Raw genomic sequence first — 15,400 nt, 5'->3', positions numbered from 1 at the left:
GTTATTCTCCCCGTGAGTCAGCGTTATCTTTCTTCTGCTGACGACCCAGTTCACGAACCGCCATCACGCTGACGCCGGCGACCAGCCCTACCACGCCACCAAGCAGCCCAATCGCGCCGGCAGAGACATTGCCACCTTCTTTCATGTTGACATCAGGTTTCTCGGAGCGCGGGGTTTGGTTTTCCACATGAGCAAGCTGGTGAATACCTTTATGGAAACCGACGCCTTCTTCGTTACAGCCGTAGCAAGGGTGACCGATAGCCACCGGCCACACGCCGCCAACATCGCAGAATTGCAGCGTTGAGCAGTTGCCGTAGGTTTCTGGTCCTTTACAGCCCAGATGGTAGAGACACCAGCCTTCACGGTGGCCTTCATCGCCAAACTCTTTCGCAAAGCGGCCAGCATCGAAGTGCGGGCGACGCTCGCAATGTTCGTGAATCAAACGGCCATAGGCGAATGTTGGACGGTTTTTGGTATCCAGCTTCGGCGGCTTACCGTAAGTGATGATATGCGCGACCGTTGCCAGGAAGTTATGCGGGTTCGGCGGACAGCCGGGAATGTTGATGATGGTTTTGCCTGGCAGAACTTCCTGCAAGCCGACTGCACCCGTTGGGTTAACGCCAGCGGCAGCAACACCACCCCACGCGGCGCAAGAGCCAATGGCAATGATAGCGGCTGCGCCTTCAGCGGCCCGGCGGATATGATCCACGATCGGCTCACCGGCAACCATGCAGTAAATACCATTATCTTTCAGTGGGATAGAACCATCTACAACCAGAACATATTGCCCTTTGTACTTCTCCAGAGCGTTATGTTTATTCTCTTCAACCTGATGGCCGAAGGCGGCAGAGAGTACCTCATGGTATTCCAGAGAGATTGTCTCCAGGACGAGGTTTTCCACTGTAGGGTGTGTCGCGCGAAGCAGCGATTCAGTACAACCCGTACACTCCTGAGCACCAATCCAGATAACCGGTGGGCGCTGAGGGCGGGAAACTGATTCGGCCATTTCTGCGGCGGCTTTGCTACTGAGCCCCATGGTGGCGGCCAGTGCTGCACAAAGCTTCATGAAATCGCGGCGATTGATGCCGCTCGAATTGATGAGAGAGTTATCTCCAGTCATTTTATAGTTATTCCGTTGCGAAGACCTGGCTTTTTATTTTGCACCATTCGCATGTTGCATATTGCGATCGGCGCGCCATTTACCACACTTTTTATATGGTTATGTGCGATATAATACTTCGACGGAGCAACAAAACGAAGGCGTAGGTCAATAGTGTAATTAATTAAAGCAAGATAATACCCCTTTCGGATCAAGCTTCGAGCCGATAGCCGGCCATGAAAAAGCGAATTGTTGTACTGGACTGGTTCTCTTTAAAGAAATCCATCACCATCTCCTTATCCAGTCCATAGCGACGCGTCAGGATGCCCGCTTCCCACGCGCTGAGCTGTCGATCGCCAGTTTTTTCAAACATTCGATGTGAAAACCCCAGTACAAAACCGCGTTTATAATCCGCGCAAAAATGCGCCACCGAGCGTGCGCTATCCGCATTTTCCGCGTTTAATCCGGCCATCAGGCCTTTACCAAAATGGTTGTCCATGCATAACCCTCAATCGCTATATAATAAATTATATAGCGATTTTTTAAGCAAAGACCAGAGGTATCAGGGACTTTTTTGTGCCAGCTTAAAACGACACCCAGTCATCCGTTTTAGTTGTTGCAGAGGTTTTGCGTTCTGCTGAAGGGGAAGCGGTCGCAGTGGCAGTGTATTGCACGTCGTTAGCTGATAGACGGAACTGTTGCACCGAACGTTGCAGATCTTCCGTTTGCCGTTCCAGCGCGACTGCCGCGGCGGAAACCTGTTCGACAAGCGCGGCATTCTGTTGCGTAACGCTGTCCATCTGCGTGATCGCTACGCTTACCTGTGAGATGCCTTTGTTCTGTTCTTCCGAAGCAGAGGCGATTTGTTTCATGATGGTGGTGACTTCTGTCGCGCCGCGCAGAATCGCCTCCATCGTTAATCCGGTCTCTTTAACCAGACGAGCACCCTGATCGACACGACGCGACGATTCGCCGATCAGCGTCTCAATCTCTTTTGCCGCTCCGGCGCTACGGCTGGCAAGATTACGCACCTCACCGGCAACCACGGCAAAACCGCGCCCCTGCTCGCCCGCTCTGGCCGCTTCAACCGCCGCGTTAAGCGCCAGGATATTGGTCTGGAAAGCAATGCTGTTAATCACAGAGGTAATTTCCGCGATCTGTTTAGAACTGGCGGCAATGCCGTCCATGGTCTCAACCACTTCTGAAACCAGCGAGCTGCCTTTACCTGCCGTTTCTGTCGCCGTATCGGCCAGTTGGCTGGCCTCACGCGCATTTTCGGCGTTCAGTTTTACCGTTGCGGTCAGCTGCTCCATGCTGGCGGCGGTCTCTTCCAGCGCTGCAGCCTGCTCTTCTGTACGTGAGGAGAGATCGTTATTACCGGTGGAAATTTCCGTCGCCCCTCGCCAGATGTTGTCACTACCAGAGCGAATGGTACTCACGGCTTCGCGCAAGCTGTCCTGCATCGCGCACAGTAACGGCACCAGTTGGCCCACGCAGTTACGACCAAAATCTTCAATAGAATGGCTGAGATCGCCCTGCGCAATTTGTTGAAATTGTTGGCGAATACGTCCCAGAGGTTTCACCATCATGGCGACGAGGTAGCGGTCGGTAAAGAACAGGAGAGCAATACCGAGGATTACGGCGGTGATAATCAGGGTCCGGATGATAGACGTTTTGCCATCGACCATAACGCGGGTGGTATCGAGCCTTTCACCCGCAGTGGTGTTAAAACGCTCAGCGCTGGCGCCAAATTCACGGCTCAGGGCTGGCGTAACGGTGCTGGCATGCTCCGCAAAGGCCGTGAGCGTGCCCTGCTGCGCCAGTTGCATTTGTGGGATCACGCCGTTATCCAGCAGCGCCTGCCACTTGGTCAGCACCGCCGCGGCGACTTCCGGATCCATGGGGCCAGGAGACAATGTTTTCATCTCCTGGAGTTTTTTACTCATATTGTCCAGGGACTGTTGCGCTGGCGCAAAATCCGGCGTTCCGCCGCTAATTTTGACATCCATTGCGCGACTTAACCGCGTCACAAAACGAAAATACTGATCGTTACCCTGGCTGAGAACAGTCATCTGATGGACGAGATGACGGTCAATATCATTCCCTTCTGATATTTTTGATAAAGAATGAAGACTGAATAAACCCACGCCCGACCACAGCAGGCAAAAAAGTCCCAGTATTGCCAACATGACAATACGAATAGTGAAGTTTTTCAGCAAACCCATAATAATTTCCTTGCCGTTGATGAGGAATTCGCCACCAGGCGATACTTATCCTTGTTATCGGCAGCCGATAGAGAAGATATAATGCGTTCTTTATTTTTTTACTTTCTTAAGTCCAACCCATATCTCTCCAGGCGATATCAACATGAATGCTAATGAAATTAGCTAGCATTATTATTCAGATAACTCACCTAAATCATTTAATAATGCTTTGTTTTCTATCACAAAGATTTATAAAACCCAGCAAGAGTGTGCTCCCAGGCTAAATCAGCGGCAGCTTTCTCATAACGACAGGTCGGGGCATTATGAAAGCCGTGATTAACGCAAGGAGATATATAGCCTTCCCAGGCCAGCTCCTTCAATAATTGGCGGTTCGAATGCCGCTCAGTTTTTTATCCCAGTGTGACCTGTGAACGGAATATTCACCTAGAACCCGCTAGAATAGAAACGCTGTTTTGAAATTCACCTGCACTAAGGAGATCTCATGGCCTGGTTTGCCAATCCTGAACGTTACGAGCAAATGCTCTATCGCTACTGTGGACGCAGCGGTTTACGCTTACCCGCACTGTCGCTGGGTTTGTGGCACAGTTTTGGGCACGTTCAGGCGCTGGAGTCACAGCGCGCCCTACTGCGTAAAGCCTTTGATTTAGGCATCACCCATTTTGATTTGGCCAATAACTATGGGCCGCCTCCAGGCAGCGCAGAAGAGAATTTTGGCCGTTTACTGCGCGAGGATTTTGCACAATACCGAGATGAGCTGATCATCTCCACCAAGGCGGGCTACGACATGTGGCCAGGGCCATACGGTTCTGGTGGTTCGCGTAAATACCTGCTTGCCAGCCTCGACCAGAGCCTGCAACGCATGGGGCTCGACTATGTCGATATCTTCTACTCACACCGCGTTGACGAAAATACGCCAATGGAAGAGACCGCCTCAGCGCTGGCCCATGCGGTGCAAAGCGGTAAAGCGCTGTATGTCGGCATCTCGTCCTATTCTCCGGAACGAACGCAAAAGATGGCCGAGCTGCTACGGGAATGGAAAATTCCGCTTCTTATCCACCAACCCTCTTACAACCTGCTTAATCGCTGGGTAGACAGCAGTGGCTTGCTGGATACGCTGGAAGCTAACGGCATGGGCTGCATTGCCTTTACGCCGCTGGCCCAGGGGCTGCTGACGGGGAAATACCTCAACGGCATCCCGGAAGGTTCACGTATGCAGCGTGAAGGGAAAAAAGTCCGTGGGCTGACAGAAAATATGCTGACGGAAGAAAACCTTAGTAGCCTGCGTTTGCTCAATGAGATGGCGCAACAGCGCGGACAGTCGATGGCGCAAATGGCCTTAAGCTGGTTGCTGAAAGACAACCGGGTCACTTCGGTATTAATTGGCGCCAGCCGACCGGAGCAGCTGGAAGAAAACGTTCAGGCATTGGCTAATCTGACGTTCAGCGCCGAAGAACTGGCGCAAATCGATAAACACGTCGCTGACGGTGAGCTGAACCTGTGGCAAGCCTCATCTGACAAATAGCCGTTTGTCACTCCGTGCCGGGTCGCAATAAAGCGCTACCCGGCCATGGTAATGCGCCATGACCTCATACTTCTTCTGCTTTGAGCTGTGGACGCTGGTATTCCGGCCACACCAGCGCGACGAGCGCAGGGTAAGCCTCCAGGCTGAACTCTCTGAAGCACTGACGTAAGTTGAGCACGTCCAGATCGGCATGCGGGACCTTCTCCCCACTGAGACAGCGTTTTTTTATATTGTCGTAATATTTGTACACCGCAGAGTTAAGGTCGCTACAACGCCGCTGCGCATCAAATAGGCCAGGCGTCTCATTCAGCTCCACCATCGTCATCCGTTTGATCGTCGAGTGGATAAAATCGATATATTCGTGATTAACGCGCCAATACCATACCGGGGTAATCGAATTCATCAATACAGAAAAATGATCTTCACCCTCTTCTTTACTCAAGATTTCTGGCTGGTGTCCAGCGTTACCATTTTCTGCATAGCGGTTTTTATTTGCGCTGCGCATCAACAAAAGCACCCCGCAGGTAAGCAATAGCAGGGTAATAACAGAATAAAATATACTGTTCATATACTGGCTCCATTTTTTTTGATTTTAAAATTACACCATGCTATTGTCAACGCAGCCTGACATATTAAAAACAATACAGTATTGGCATCAAAGGATATTTCAACATGCTTCCCGAGCATCTTGTTCCCGCGCATTATCATTTATCTCAAACATCGACTAATACCTTCCCCACAGAAAACAGTGAAAATTTGACTCAGGGAAAGAAAACATTAAGTGATTATGAAGCTGATATTTTGATCAGCGCTACAGCGACCGGCCAGGCGCGCAATATGTTGTTTGAAGAGTGCGACCGTCATTTAAAAGAACGTTTGTTTTGCGCGGCAAAGATTGAGTCATTCACGCGCTTGCTCAATTCATTGCAAGCGGAGGGCGACATTAACGCACAAGAATTAAGTAAAATCTTGACCGAAAAAACAGCCACCATCAATGAGCAAGGTAATAAAATTTGGCTTAATTTAATTACCCGCGAAACCAGCGACCCTATTTTTTATTCTCTGGAAGAGAAATAAAATGAAAGATGTTGAGGATAATAATGTTTATTTGGCTTTAGATGACCATAAAAGTGATGAGTTTGTCTTAAAGCAGAATTTAGCTATCCTGATTGCCAATAAAAACGCGACGCTGGAAAGCGTTGCCCAGGAAATGGTTTCTATACCCGCCGCACTGGTGCGGATGAAATGGCAAAATCGTCGCGAAATTTATGCGCTACAGGCGAAAGAAGAGATCTATGGCGCCGCGATTGAGGCCATCATAGCCCAACACCCCGAACTGCGGGATAAAATCATGGCCCGGCTGGAGAGCACCTACCAGCATATACTCGCGCGAGAAACGGCCACCTTACGCCTGACGCGCAAGCTGTCCGAAGGCAGCTACGAACCGACCAGGATAACCACGGTCGCGTTGGATGAAAACAGATAAGAACAGGTTTGTAAGGCGTGGAATCAGGATAAGCAGGCCGGGTAGGTGAAAACCACTACCCGGCGAGAAAGTTACTTCGCTTTCACGGTCTCTTCACCGACCAGACCAATCTTCAGGAAACCGGCCTGATGCAGCGTGTCCATTACCTTCATCATGGTTTCATAATCGACGGTCTTATCTGCACGGAAGAAAATCGTGGTGTCTTTCTTCCCTTCTGTCAGCGTAGTTAGCTCGCTAATCATGGTTTCATCCGTCACCTGATTATTGCCAATAAACATACTCTTATCGGCTTTGACTGACAGATAAACCGGTTTTTCCGGACGCGGCTGCGGCGTGCTGGTGGAGGCAGGGAGATTCACCTTCACATCCACTGTTGCCAACGGCGCGGCTACCATAAAGATGATCAATAAAACCAACATAACGTCGATAAACGGCGTCACGTTGATTTCATGCATTTCACCGTTATCGTCCAGGTTCTCATTAAAGCTCATTGCCATGGAACATTACCCTACACGTAATTTCTGCGCGGCACGTACCGGATGCGCGGAGGCGCTGGCGTTCAGGTCCAGATCGCGACTTTGCAGCAACAGCACCTGCGCCGCGACATCGCCCAGCATCGCTTTATAGCTGCCAATCTGACGTGCGAAAATATTGTAGATGACGACCGCAGGAATCGCCGCAACCAGACCAATCGCGGTCGCTAACAGCGCTTCTGCAATGCCCGGCGCAACAACGGCCAGGTTGGTGGTTTGGGTTTGTGCAATCCCGATGAAGCTGTTCATGATGCCCCATACCGTACCGAACAGACCCACAAAAGGCGAGATAGCCCCGATGGTGGCCAGGTATCCGTTACCGCGTCCCATATGACGTCCAACTGCCGCCACACGACGCTCCAGACGAAAACCGGTGCGCTCTTTAATACCTTCGTTGTCGTCACTGCCTTCAGACAGTTCCAGCTCGTTCTGCGCTTCGTAAATCAACTGTGCGCCAAGGCTTTTAGCATCGAATCCTGCGGCAATCTCGTTTGCCTGGTCTAAAGAGCGGGCATCCGCCAGCAGTTGCTGTTCACGCTTAAGACGGCGTTTCTGAGTAAAGAACTCAAGGCTCTTACTAAAGAAGATAGCCCAGGTGACCACTGACGCTAAAATCAGCCCAATCATCACGCACTTAACCACGATATCGGCGTGCTGATACATACCCCAGACGGAAAGGTCCGTCTGCATCAAATTATTACCCACTCTGTATCTCCAGGACGCAAATCACAAAATCTAAGCGTAATCATATCAAAACAACGTCGAATTGATAGTCGTTCTCATTACTATTTACATATTGCCGCACCTTTGGTTTCTTTTCTTTGCGCTTACGCAGTAAAAAAGTCACCAGAGGCATTTTGAGATTATTTTCTACTGTATGACCGTTCTGCAGGATGCGTCATCTTTGATTCATGGTAGTTTAGACATCCAGACGTATAAAAACAGGTAATACACCATGGCAGATAAGCAACTTGAAACCAAACTCGTTCACGCAGGACGCAGTAAAAAGTACACGCAGGGCTCGGTAAATAGCGTGATCCAGCGCGCTTCTTCGCTGGTGTTTGACAGCGTTGAGGCCAAAAAACAGGCCACGCGCAACCGCGCTAACGGTGCGCTTTTCTACGGACGTCGCGGAACCCTGACGCATTTTTCGCTGCAGGAAGCCATGTGCGAACTGGAAGGCGGCGCGGGTTGCGCGTTGTTCCCTTGCGGCGCAGCAGCTGTTGCCAACACCATCCTTGCTTTTGTTGAACAAGGCGATCATGTGTTGATGACCAATACCGCCTATGAGCCCAGCCAGGACTTCTGCACCAAAATTCTCGGTAAACTTGGCGTCTCAACGGGCTGGTTTGATCCGTTGATTGGCGCCGATATAGTGAAGCATATTCAGCCGAACACCAAAGTTGTCTTTCTGGAATCACCCGGCTCCGTCACCATGGAGGTACATGATGTACCAGCAATTGTTGCCGCCGTCAGAAGTGTTGCGCCTGAGGCTGTCATCATGATTGATAACACCTGGGCTGCCGGCGTGCTGTTCAACGCGCTGGATTTCGGTATTGATATCTCGATTCAGGCGGGTACGAAATACCTGATTGGTCATTCCGACGGCATGGTCGGCACAGCGGTATCCAATGCCCGCTGCTGGGACCAACTGCGCGAAAATGCCTATCTGATGGGACAAATGCTGGACGCCGACACCGCCTATATGACCAGCCGTGGATTACGCACACTGAGCGTACGCTTACGTCAGCATCATGAAAGCAGCTTAAAGGTCGCCGAGTGGCTGGCCAACCACCCACAGGTCGCTCGTGTTAATCACCCGGCGCTACCCGGCAGTAAAGGCCATGAATTCTGGAAACGTGATTTTACCGGCAGCAGCGGGCTATTCTCCTTTGTATTGAATAAGAAGCTTAATAATGAAGAGCTGGCCGCGTATCTGGATCACTTCAGCCTGTTCAGCATGGCCTACTCCTGGGGCGGTTTTGAGTCGCTAATTCTCGCCAACCAGCCGGAACACATTGCGGCAATCCGTCCGCAAGGTGAAGTGGACTTCAGCGGAACGCTTATCCGTTTGCATATCGGTTTAGAGAATGTTGACGATCTGATTGCCGATTTAGCCGCAGGATTTGCCCGAATCGAGTAACATTGCCATAGATGGACATATATGCAGACACTTCTGGTGGAAAAGTCTGCAATTGTTGCGTCCGGGATCAAGGCATCCCGGACAATTCAGGAGTACAATCCACACATAAACGCTGTTCCACAGGAAAGTCCATGGTAGTTATTCAAGATATTGTCTCCGCGCTCTGGCAACACGACTTTGCCGCGCTGGCGGATCCACACGTTGTGAGCGTGGTTTACTTCGTCATGTTCGCCACACTGTTTTTAGAAAATGGCCTGCTGCCCGCCTCCTTTTTACCCGGAGACAGCCTGTTATTGCTGGCTGGGGCGCTGATCGCTCAGGACGTGATGAGTTTTTTACCTACCATAGCTATTCTGACCGCCGCCGCCAGCCTGGGCTGCTGGCTGAGTTACATTCAGGGACGCTGGCTGGGCAACACGAGAACGGTAAAAGGCTGGCTGGCGCAATTACCTGAAAAATATCATCAGCGCGCCACCTGCATGTTTGACCAACACGGCCTGATGGCGCTGCTGGCCGGGCGCTTCCTGGCGTTCGTACGCACCTTGCTGCCGACCATGGCAGGAATTTCAGGGCTGCCTAACCGTCGATTCCAGTTTTTTAACTGGCTGAGCGGCCTGCTGTGGGTCACCGTTGTCACCAGCTTTGGCTACGCGCTGAGCATGATCCCGTTCGTTAAACGCCATGAAGATCAGGTGATGACCTTTTTAATGATCCTACCGATTGCCCTGTTAACCGCAGGTCTGTTGGGAACCCTGTTCGTGGTGATTAAAAAAAAATACTGTAGCGCCTGAGTCGCATCCGTAGGCCGGATAATCTCCGGCATTTTGCCTTATGGCGCGTAGCTTTAAGGCCTACGGTGTACCGTTCAGACGGACAAGCAATCAACTCCCCTGCATCATCCGAATTCTGGCCGCATCTTCCCCCGGCGTCACGCCAAAGAAACGTTTGAATTCCCGACTGAACTGCGATGCACTCTCATAGCCGACACGCATGGCTGCCGCACTGGCCTTCATCCCGTCATGAATCATCATCATCCGCGCTTTATGCAGACGATAGCTTTTAAGATATTGCAGCGGCGACGTGCTGGTCACCGCTTTAAAGTTATGATGAAACGCCGACACGCTCATGTTCGCCTCTGCCGCCAGCTGTTCTACATTGAGGTTCTCGGTGTATTTGGTTTCAATCCGCTTCAGCACCCGGCTTATCAAGCTGAAATGCGTCTGACGACTGACCAGCGCAAGTAACGCGCCGCCGCGCGGCCCGGTCAGCACATGGTAGAGGATCTCGCGAATGATCTGTTTGCCGAGAATACGCGCATCCAGCGGGCGTTCCATCACATCCAACAGGCGCTCAGCGGCGCAGAGAATTTCGTCTGAAAGCGTCGCGGAGTTAATCCCACTGGCCGCCATAGCAGGCTGAAACAGCTCGTCTTCCCCAATGTCCATCAACAGCTCCTGCAATTGCAGGATATCGACATTCAGGTAGATTCCGGCCAACGGAACCTCCGGTGTCGCATACGTTTCACATTCAAAGGGTAAAGGTACGGTTAGCAGCAGGTATTCATTGGCGTCATAACGAAATACGCGTTCATTGATATAACCAATTTTATGGCCCGAAAAGAGAAATATGATACCTGGCTGATACATGACTGGTGTCCGTGCAACTGGCACCGTACCGTGCATCAGGCGGACATCTGGCAGCAATGCACTGAGGTTATTTTCATTATTTTTCAGCTGCTTAATTTTATCTGTCAGCAGAAGGCAGATCTCTTCACGGTTCATAAAGCACCATTTCATCATCGGTTTTCGACCCTGACATCATGCGCAGATTTATCCGTTTTCTCCAGTAGTCTGTAGAAATGGGCAAGACATCGGCAGAAATGTGCATTGAGAGCAGCGCAGCTGGCGACCACAATGTTCATCATCCGGCAGACACTCTCCTGCCCTCTTTTTATTACCCACACAAGGGAACGAGCAATGAACAATTTTAATCTCCATACCCCAACCCGTATTCTGTTCGGTAAAGGCGCTATTGCCGAATTGCGCGATCAAATCCCTCAGGATGCTCGCGTATTGATTACCTACGGCGGCGGCAGTGTGAAAAAAACCGGCGTTCTGGCACAGGTTCAGGATGCACTGAAAGGCCTGGACGTGCTGGAGTTTGGCGGTATTGAGCCGAACCCATCTTATGAAACGCTGATGAATGCGGTAAAGATCGTGCGTGATGAGAAAGTAACGTTCCTGCTGGCTGTGGGCGGCGGTTCGGTACTGGATGGCACCAAATTCATCGCAGCTGCGGCACAGTACGCTGACGGCATCGACCCATGGCGTATTCTGGAAACTCACGGCAACGACGTAAAAAGCGCCATCCCGATGGGCTCCGTATTAACCCTGCCCGCTACCGGTTCTGAATCTAACTCCGGCGCGGTCATCTCGCGGAAAACCACCGGCGACAAACTGGCCTTTATGACCCCGTTTGTGCAACCGGTATTTGCCGTACTGGATCCGGTTTACACCTATACCCTGCCGCCACGTCAGGTTGCAAACGGCGTCGTGGATGCCTTCGTGCATACCGTTGAGCAGTATGTAACTTATCCGGTCGACGGGAAAATTCAGGATCGCTTTGCCGAAGGCATTCTGCTTACGCTGATAGAAGAAGGTCCGAAAGCCTTGCAGGAGCCGGAAAACTACAACGTGCGTGCGAACGTCATGTGGGCGGCAACCCAGGCGCTGAACGGCCTGATTGGCGCAGGCGTACCGCAGGACTGGGCAACCCATATGCTGGGCCACGAACTGACCGCGATGCATGGTCTGGATCATGCGCAAACGCTGGCCATCGTTCTGCCTGCGCTATGGAATGAAAAACGCGATACCAAGCGTGCCAAACTACTGCAATACGCAGAACGTATCTGGAATATCACCGAGGGTTCCGAAGACCAGCGTATCGACGCCGCCATTGCCGCCACCCGTCAGTTCTTCGAGCAAATGGGTGTCCCGACTCGCCTGTCTGACTACGGCCTGGACGGTAGCACTATCCCGGCGCTGCTGGAAAAACTGCAAGCGCACGGCGGTACGAAACTGGGTGAACATCAGGACATTACGCTCGACGTCAGCCGTCGGATTTACGAAGCTGCCCGCTAAGGTTTTTTAACCTCCGCCTTTCGTTTTTGGCTATTTATACTCTAAATAATTCGAGTTGCATAAAGACGGCAAAGGAGAGAATCCCCAGGAGCTTACATAAGTAAGTGACTGGGGTGAACGAGTGCAGCCAACGCATATGCAGCTTGAAGTATGACGAGTATAGGCCAGACTTAAGTCACACCTAACTCACCGGAGCTTGCTCCGGTGACTGTAATCCAGGGGGGAATTATGACCGGTCCAACCATTATCAAACTACAGGATGGTAACGTCATGCCGCAGCTGGGCCTGGGGGTCTGGAAGGCAAGCAACGAAGAAGTCATTACCGCTATCCATAAAGCACTGGAAGTGGGTTATCGTTCGATTGATACCGCCGCCGCGTACAAAAACGAAGAAGGTGTCGGCAAAGCGATACGTAATGCGGGCGTGCCGCGGGAAGAATTATTCATCACCACCAAGCTGTGGAATGATGATCAGAAACGCGCCCGGGAAGCCTTACTCGAAAGCATGGAGAAACTCCAGCTCGATTACCTCGATCTTTACCTGATGCACTGGCCTGTTCCGGCGATCGATCACTACGTTGAAGCGTGGGAAAACATGATCGATCTGCAAAAAGAAGGGCTGATTAAGAGCATCGGCGTGTGCAACTTTCAGATCAATCATCTCCAGCGCCTGATAGACGAAACTGGCGTTCATCCCGTGATCAACCAGATAGAACTGCACCCACTTATGCAGCAGCGCCAGCTTCATGCCTGGAACGCCACGCATAAGATCCAGACCGAATCCTGGAGTCCATTGGCGCAGGGCGGGAAAGACGTCTTCGACCAAAAGATCATCCGTGACCTCGCAGAGAAATATGGTAAATCACCGGCGCAGATTGTCATCCGCTGGCATCTGGATAACGGTCTGGTGGTTATTCCGAAATCGGTGACGCCTGCCCGTATCGCAGAAAACTTTAACGTCTGGGACTTCCGCCTGGATAAAGAAGAATTAGGCGAAATTGCGAAACTCGATCAAGGCAGACGGCTGGGACCAGACCCGGACCAGTTCGGCGGTTAATCTCTTCTCTCCGGCCCGACACTCCCGTCGGGCCTTTCTGGTAATGAAATATCAGGAAACAATTAACATACATATATTGATGTATTTCTTGCAGTCGCTGGAGCAGCATTACGCAACATAACCTGTTAATTATTCAATAAATATATTCATTTCGTGAATGTATTTACCACACCTATAGGTGCGTAACCGTGGCTGATAAAAAAAGTAATGGCGTCAAATGGCTCCCATTAATTCTTATAGTACTCATTTCTGCCGGACTCTGGCAGCTTACGCCCCCCACCGGGTTAAGTGCGCCAGCCTGGCATTCGGCAATTATCTTCGTCGCCACCATCGCTTCTATTGTGGCTAAAGTATTACCCATCGGCGCGGTCGGCATTATTGGTATTACGGTATTCGCGCTCGCCTATGCTGCCGGGGATAAAACCGCCAGCGGCGCCATCACCACGGCATTGAGTGAACTGAACAGTTCGCTTATCTGGCTTATCGTCGTGGCTTTTATGATTGCCCGTGGGTTTATCAAAACCGGTCTCGGGCGACGTATTGCGTTGCAGATGATCCGCCTGCTCGGCAAGCGAACGTTGGGACTCGCCTACGGTCTGGCTTTTGCCGATCTAATCCTCTCTCCCGCTATGCCGAGTAATACAGCTCGCTGCGGCGGCGTCATCTATCCGATTGCCGACTCTCTGGCGCGTAGTTTCCATTCGAACCCGGAAGATGAGTCCCGCAGTAAAATCGGCACCTTTCTTATCACCTGTATTGGCAACGTCAACGACGTGACGGCAGCACTGTTTATGACCGGCTATACCGGCAACCTGCTGGCAGTAAAACTGGCGGCCAACGCCGGGGTTACGCTGACCTGGGGCGGCTGGTTTATGGCGGCGCTGCTACCTTGTCTGGTCTCTTTGCTGCTCGTTCCGCTACTGGTCTACTGGCTGGTGCGTCCGGAAATCAAACACACGCCGGATGCCCCGAACCTCGCCCGCAAAGAGCTGGCGGAAATGGGCCGCATGTCACGCGGGGAATGGCTGATGTTGGCAACTGTCGGCGTACTGCTGGTGCTGTGGATTTTTGGCGATACACTGGGCGTTGACGCCACTACCGCTTCGTTTGTAGGGCTGTCGATTTTATTGCTGAGCGGCGTGCTGAGTTGGGAAGACGTCAAAAGTGAGAAAGGGGCATGGGATACGCTGATTTGGTTCGCCGCGCTACTGATGATGGCGAATCAGTTGAAAAAACTGGGCTTCACCACCTGGTTCGGCAATCTGATTGGCGACAGCCTGAGCAGTACTATGCACGGGACCAGTTGGGTGATCGTCCTGCTGCTGCTGAACGCCGCCTATTTCTATACCCACTACTTTTTTGCCAGCGGCAATGCACAGATTGCCGCGCTGTATGCTGTTTTCCTCGGCGTCGGGCTGCATCTGAATATTCCCGCTGCTCCCACGGCGTTAATGCTGGCCTTCACCAGCAGTTTGTACTGCTCGCTCACCCAGTACACACATGCTCGCGGCCCTATTCTGTTTGGCGCCGGGTATGTTCCAACAGGCGTCTGGTGGCGCACAGGATTTATCATCAGCCTGTTTAACCAGGCGGTCTTTATTACCGTGGGTCTGATGTGGTGGAAGGTGTTGGGTCTGTACTAAACTGACTGCGTCCTGACGAAGACCTTACCTGCGGAGAAAAGGAATGACCTGTATTTTCTGTCAAATTGTTGAAGGCAAAGCGCCCTGCCATAAGGTATGGGAAGACGAACACCACCTGGCTTTTCTGTCGATTTTCCCGAACACCGACGGTTTTACCGTGGTGATCCCGAAAAAGCATTACCCCAGCTATGCCTTCGACATGCCGCCGCAGGCGTTAGCGGACCTGATGCTGGCGACCCAAAAAGTGGCTAAGAAACTGGATAAGGCTTTCCCGGATGTTAGTCGTACGGGAATGTTCTTCGAAGGTTTCGGCGTAGACCATGTGCACAGTAAATTAAGTCCCATGCACGGTACTGGCGATTTAACCCACTGGAAACCGATTGAATCGCGGCAGAACAAATTTTTCGAGCAGTATGAAGGATATCTGTCGTCACACGATCATGAACGGGCTGATGACGAAAAACTGGCCGCATTAGCGGCCAGAATTCGTGAGGCATAAATACTGATCTCTTCTGCCCGATAGCGGTGCAAGCACCTTATCCGGGCAAGACAG

The 15,400-nt window shown here is 51.6% G+C and carries 16 protein-coding genes; 9 read left to right on the top strand and 7 right to left on the bottom strand.

Annotated elements, in window-relative coordinates; all coding sequences use genetic code 11:
- Position 1 precedes the first annotated feature (1 nt).
- From hybO to FDX14_RS15125, 3 genes are all read right to left on the bottom strand, one after another.
- Positions 2 to 1,120, bottom strand: a complete 1,119-nt coding sequence (gene hybO / locus FDX14_RS15135; RefSeq protein ID WP_003024486.1) for a hydrogenase 2 small subunit — start codon at positions 1,118 to 1,120, stop codon at positions 2 to 4.
- Positions 1,121 to 1,310: 190 nt separating this feature from the next.
- Entirely contained in the window at positions 1,311 to 1,598 is a 288-nt protein-coding gene (locus tag FDX14_RS15130; RefSeq protein ID WP_038633845.1) for a DUF2623 family protein, read from the bottom strand.
- A gap of 85 nt (positions 1,599 to 1,683) precedes the next feature.
- Positions 1,684 to 3,324 carry a methyl-accepting chemotaxis protein gene (locus FDX14_RS15125; RefSeq protein WP_042310974.1) on the bottom strand — a complete coding sequence of 547 codons (1,641 nt, stop codon included), beginning with the start codon at positions 3,322 to 3,324 and terminating at the stop codon, positions 1,684 to 1,686.
- Between the two features lie 481 nt (positions 3,325 to 3,805).
- Here FDX14_RS15125 and FDX14_RS15115 point away from each other — a divergent pair, with 481 nt between their 5' ends.
- The gene (locus tag FDX14_RS15115) at positions 3,806 to 4,846 is read left to right on the top strand and encodes an aldo/keto reductase (RefSeq protein WP_042310975.1); all 1,041 of its coding nucleotides are present in this window, start codon (positions 3,806 to 3,808) and stop codon (positions 4,844 to 4,846) included.
- A 64-nt stretch (positions 4,847 to 4,910) separates the two neighbouring features.
- Here the strand turns inward: FDX14_RS15115 and FDX14_RS15110 are convergent, their stop codons facing one another.
- Positions 4,911 to 5,414, bottom strand: a complete 504-nt coding sequence (locus FDX14_RS15110) for an ESA_00282 family adhesion-associated protein (protein ID WP_042310977.1) — start codon at positions 5,412 to 5,414, stop codon at positions 4,911 to 4,913.
- A gap of 104 nt (positions 5,415 to 5,518) precedes the next feature.
- Here FDX14_RS15110 and FDX14_RS15105 point away from each other — a divergent pair, with 104 nt between their 5' ends.
- Both FDX14_RS15105 and FDX14_RS15100 read left to right on the top strand, forming a co-directional pair.
- Positions 5,519 to 5,923, top strand: coding sequence for a hypothetical protein (locus FDX14_RS15105; RefSeq protein WP_042310979.1), 405 nt, complete (start codon positions 5,519 to 5,521; stop codon positions 5,921 to 5,923).
- A 1-nt stretch (position 5,924) separates the two neighbouring features.
- Positions 5,925 to 6,332 (top strand): cytoplasmic protein, encoded by a 408-nt coding sequence (locus tag FDX14_RS15100; RefSeq protein ID WP_079225992.1) that lies wholly within the window; start codon positions 5,925 to 5,927, stop codon positions 6,330 to 6,332.
- 71 nt (positions 6,333 to 6,403) lie between these two features.
- Here the strand turns inward: FDX14_RS15100 and exbD are convergent, their stop codons facing one another.
- Both exbD and exbB read right to left on the bottom strand, forming a co-directional pair.
- Positions 6,404 to 6,829: a TonB system transport protein ExbD gene (gene exbD, locus FDX14_RS15095; protein ID WP_042310983.1), complete on the bottom strand. Its 426-nt coding sequence runs from the start codon at positions 6,827 to 6,829 to the stop codon at positions 6,404 to 6,406.
- Positions 6,830 to 6,835: 6 nt separating this feature from the next.
- The gene (exbB, locus tag FDX14_RS15090; RefSeq protein WP_061382446.1) at positions 6,836 to 7,570 is read right to left on the bottom strand and encodes a tol-pal system-associated acyl-CoA thioesterase; all 735 of its coding nucleotides are present in this window, start codon (positions 7,568 to 7,570) and stop codon (positions 6,836 to 6,838) included.
- 250 nt (positions 7,571 to 7,820) lie between these two features.
- On the opposite strand from exbB, the gene metC reads away from it, so the two are divergent.
- A complete protein-coding gene (gene metC, locus FDX14_RS15085; RefSeq protein ID WP_061382447.1) occupies positions 7,821 to 9,008 on the top strand; it encodes a cystathionine beta-lyase in 1,188 nt (395 codons plus the stop codon).
- 131 nt (positions 9,009 to 9,139) lie between these two features.
- Positions 9,140 to 9,799 carry a DedA family general envelope maintenance protein YghB gene (gene yghB / locus FDX14_RS15080; RefSeq protein WP_003024510.1) on the top strand — a complete coding sequence of 220 codons (660 nt, stop codon included), beginning with the start codon at positions 9,140 to 9,142 and terminating at the stop codon, positions 9,797 to 9,799.
- Positions 9,800 to 9,889: 90 nt separating this feature from the next.
- Here the strand turns inward: yghB and FDX14_RS15075 are convergent, their stop codons facing one another.
- On the bottom strand, positions 9,890 to 10,789 hold the full coding sequence (locus tag FDX14_RS15075) for an AraC family transcriptional regulator (protein ID WP_137349779.1): 900 nt from the start codon (positions 10,787 to 10,789) through the stop codon (positions 9,890 to 9,892).
- Positions 10,790 to 10,984: 195 nt separating this feature from the next.
- Between FDX14_RS15075 and yqhD the strand changes: the two genes are divergently transcribed.
- The 4 genes from yqhD to FDX14_RS15055 all read left to right on the top strand — a co-directional run bounded on the left by yqhD (position 10,985) and on the right by FDX14_RS15055 (position 15,346).
- Positions 10,985 to 12,148, top strand: a complete 1,164-nt coding sequence (yqhD, locus tag FDX14_RS15070) for an alcohol dehydrogenase (RefSeq protein WP_137349764.1) — start codon at positions 10,985 to 10,987, stop codon at positions 12,146 to 12,148.
- Positions 12,149 to 12,376: 228 nt separating this feature from the next.
- Entirely contained in the window at positions 12,377 to 13,204 is an 828-nt protein-coding gene (gene dkgA / locus FDX14_RS15065; RefSeq protein WP_038633879.1) for a 2,5-didehydrogluconate reductase DkgA, read from the top strand.
- A 188-nt stretch (positions 13,205 to 13,392) separates the two neighbouring features.
- A complete protein-coding gene (locus FDX14_RS15060; RefSeq protein ID WP_038633882.1) occupies positions 13,393 to 14,847 on the top strand; it encodes a DASS family sodium-coupled anion symporter in 1,455 nt (484 codons plus the stop codon).
- 43 nt (positions 14,848 to 14,890) lie between these two features.
- Positions 14,891 to 15,346, top strand: a complete 456-nt coding sequence (locus FDX14_RS15055; RefSeq protein WP_042310999.1) for an HIT family protein — start codon at positions 14,891 to 14,893, stop codon at positions 15,344 to 15,346.
- The last annotated feature ends 54 nt before the right edge of the window (positions 15,347 to 15,400 follow it).

Origin of the sequence: Citrobacter sp. wls710 (assembly GCF_005281115.1) — a bacterium.
Lineage (GTDB): Bacteria > Pseudomonadota > Gammaproteobacteria > Enterobacterales > Enterobacteriaceae > Citrobacter > Citrobacter werkmanii.
This window is presented reverse-complemented; position numbering and strand designations above follow the sequence as displayed.

Excerpts from the sequence above, each read along its gene's own strand:
- FDX14_RS15055 (WP_042310999.1), top strand. The coding sequence starts at position 14,891 with ATGACCTGTATTTTCTGTCAAATTGTTGAAGGCAAAGCGCCCTGCCAT.
- exbD (WP_042310983.1), bottom strand. The coding sequence starts at position 6,829 with ATGGCAATGAGCTTTAATGAGAACCTGGACGATAACGGTGAAATGCAT.
- FDX14_RS15130 (WP_038633845.1), bottom strand. The coding sequence starts at position 1,598 with ATGGACAACCATTTTGGTAAAGGCCTGATGGCCGGATTAAACGCGGAA.
- FDX14_RS15125 (WP_042310974.1), bottom strand. The coding sequence starts at position 3,324 with ATGGGTTTGCTGAAAAACTTCACTATTCGTATTGTCATGTTGGCAATA.
- metC (WP_061382447.1), top strand. The coding sequence starts at position 7,821 with ATGGCAGATAAGCAACTTGAAACCAAACTCGTTCACGCAGGACGCAGT.
- FDX14_RS15115 (WP_042310975.1), top strand. The coding sequence starts at position 3,806 with ATGGCCTGGTTTGCCAATCCTGAACGTTACGAGCAAATGCTCTATCGC.
- yghB (WP_003024510.1), top strand. The coding sequence starts at position 9,140 with ATGGTAGTTATTCAAGATATTGTCTCCGCGCTCTGGCAACACGACTTT.
- dkgA (WP_038633879.1), top strand. The coding sequence starts at position 12,377 with ATGACCGGTCCAACCATTATCAAACTACAGGATGGTAACGTCATGCCG.
- yqhD (WP_137349764.1), top strand. The coding sequence starts at position 10,985 with ATGAACAATTTTAATCTCCATACCCCAACCCGTATTCTGTTCGGTAAA.
- FDX14_RS15110 (WP_042310977.1), bottom strand. The coding sequence starts at position 5,414 with ATGAACAGTATATTTTATTCTGTTATTACCCTGCTATTGCTTACCTGC.
- hybO (WP_003024486.1), bottom strand. The coding sequence starts at position 1,120 with ATGACTGGAGATAACTCTCTCATCAATTCGAGCGGCATCAATCGCCGC.
- FDX14_RS15100 (WP_079225992.1), top strand. The coding sequence starts at position 5,925 with ATGAAAGATGTTGAGGATAATAATGTTTATTTGGCTTTAGATGACCAT.
- FDX14_RS15105 (WP_042310979.1), top strand. The coding sequence starts at position 5,519 with ATGCTTCCCGAGCATCTTGTTCCCGCGCATTATCATTTATCTCAAACA.
- FDX14_RS15075 (WP_137349779.1), bottom strand. The coding sequence starts at position 10,789 with ATGAACCGTGAAGAGATCTGCCTTCTGCTGACAGATAAAATTAAGCAG.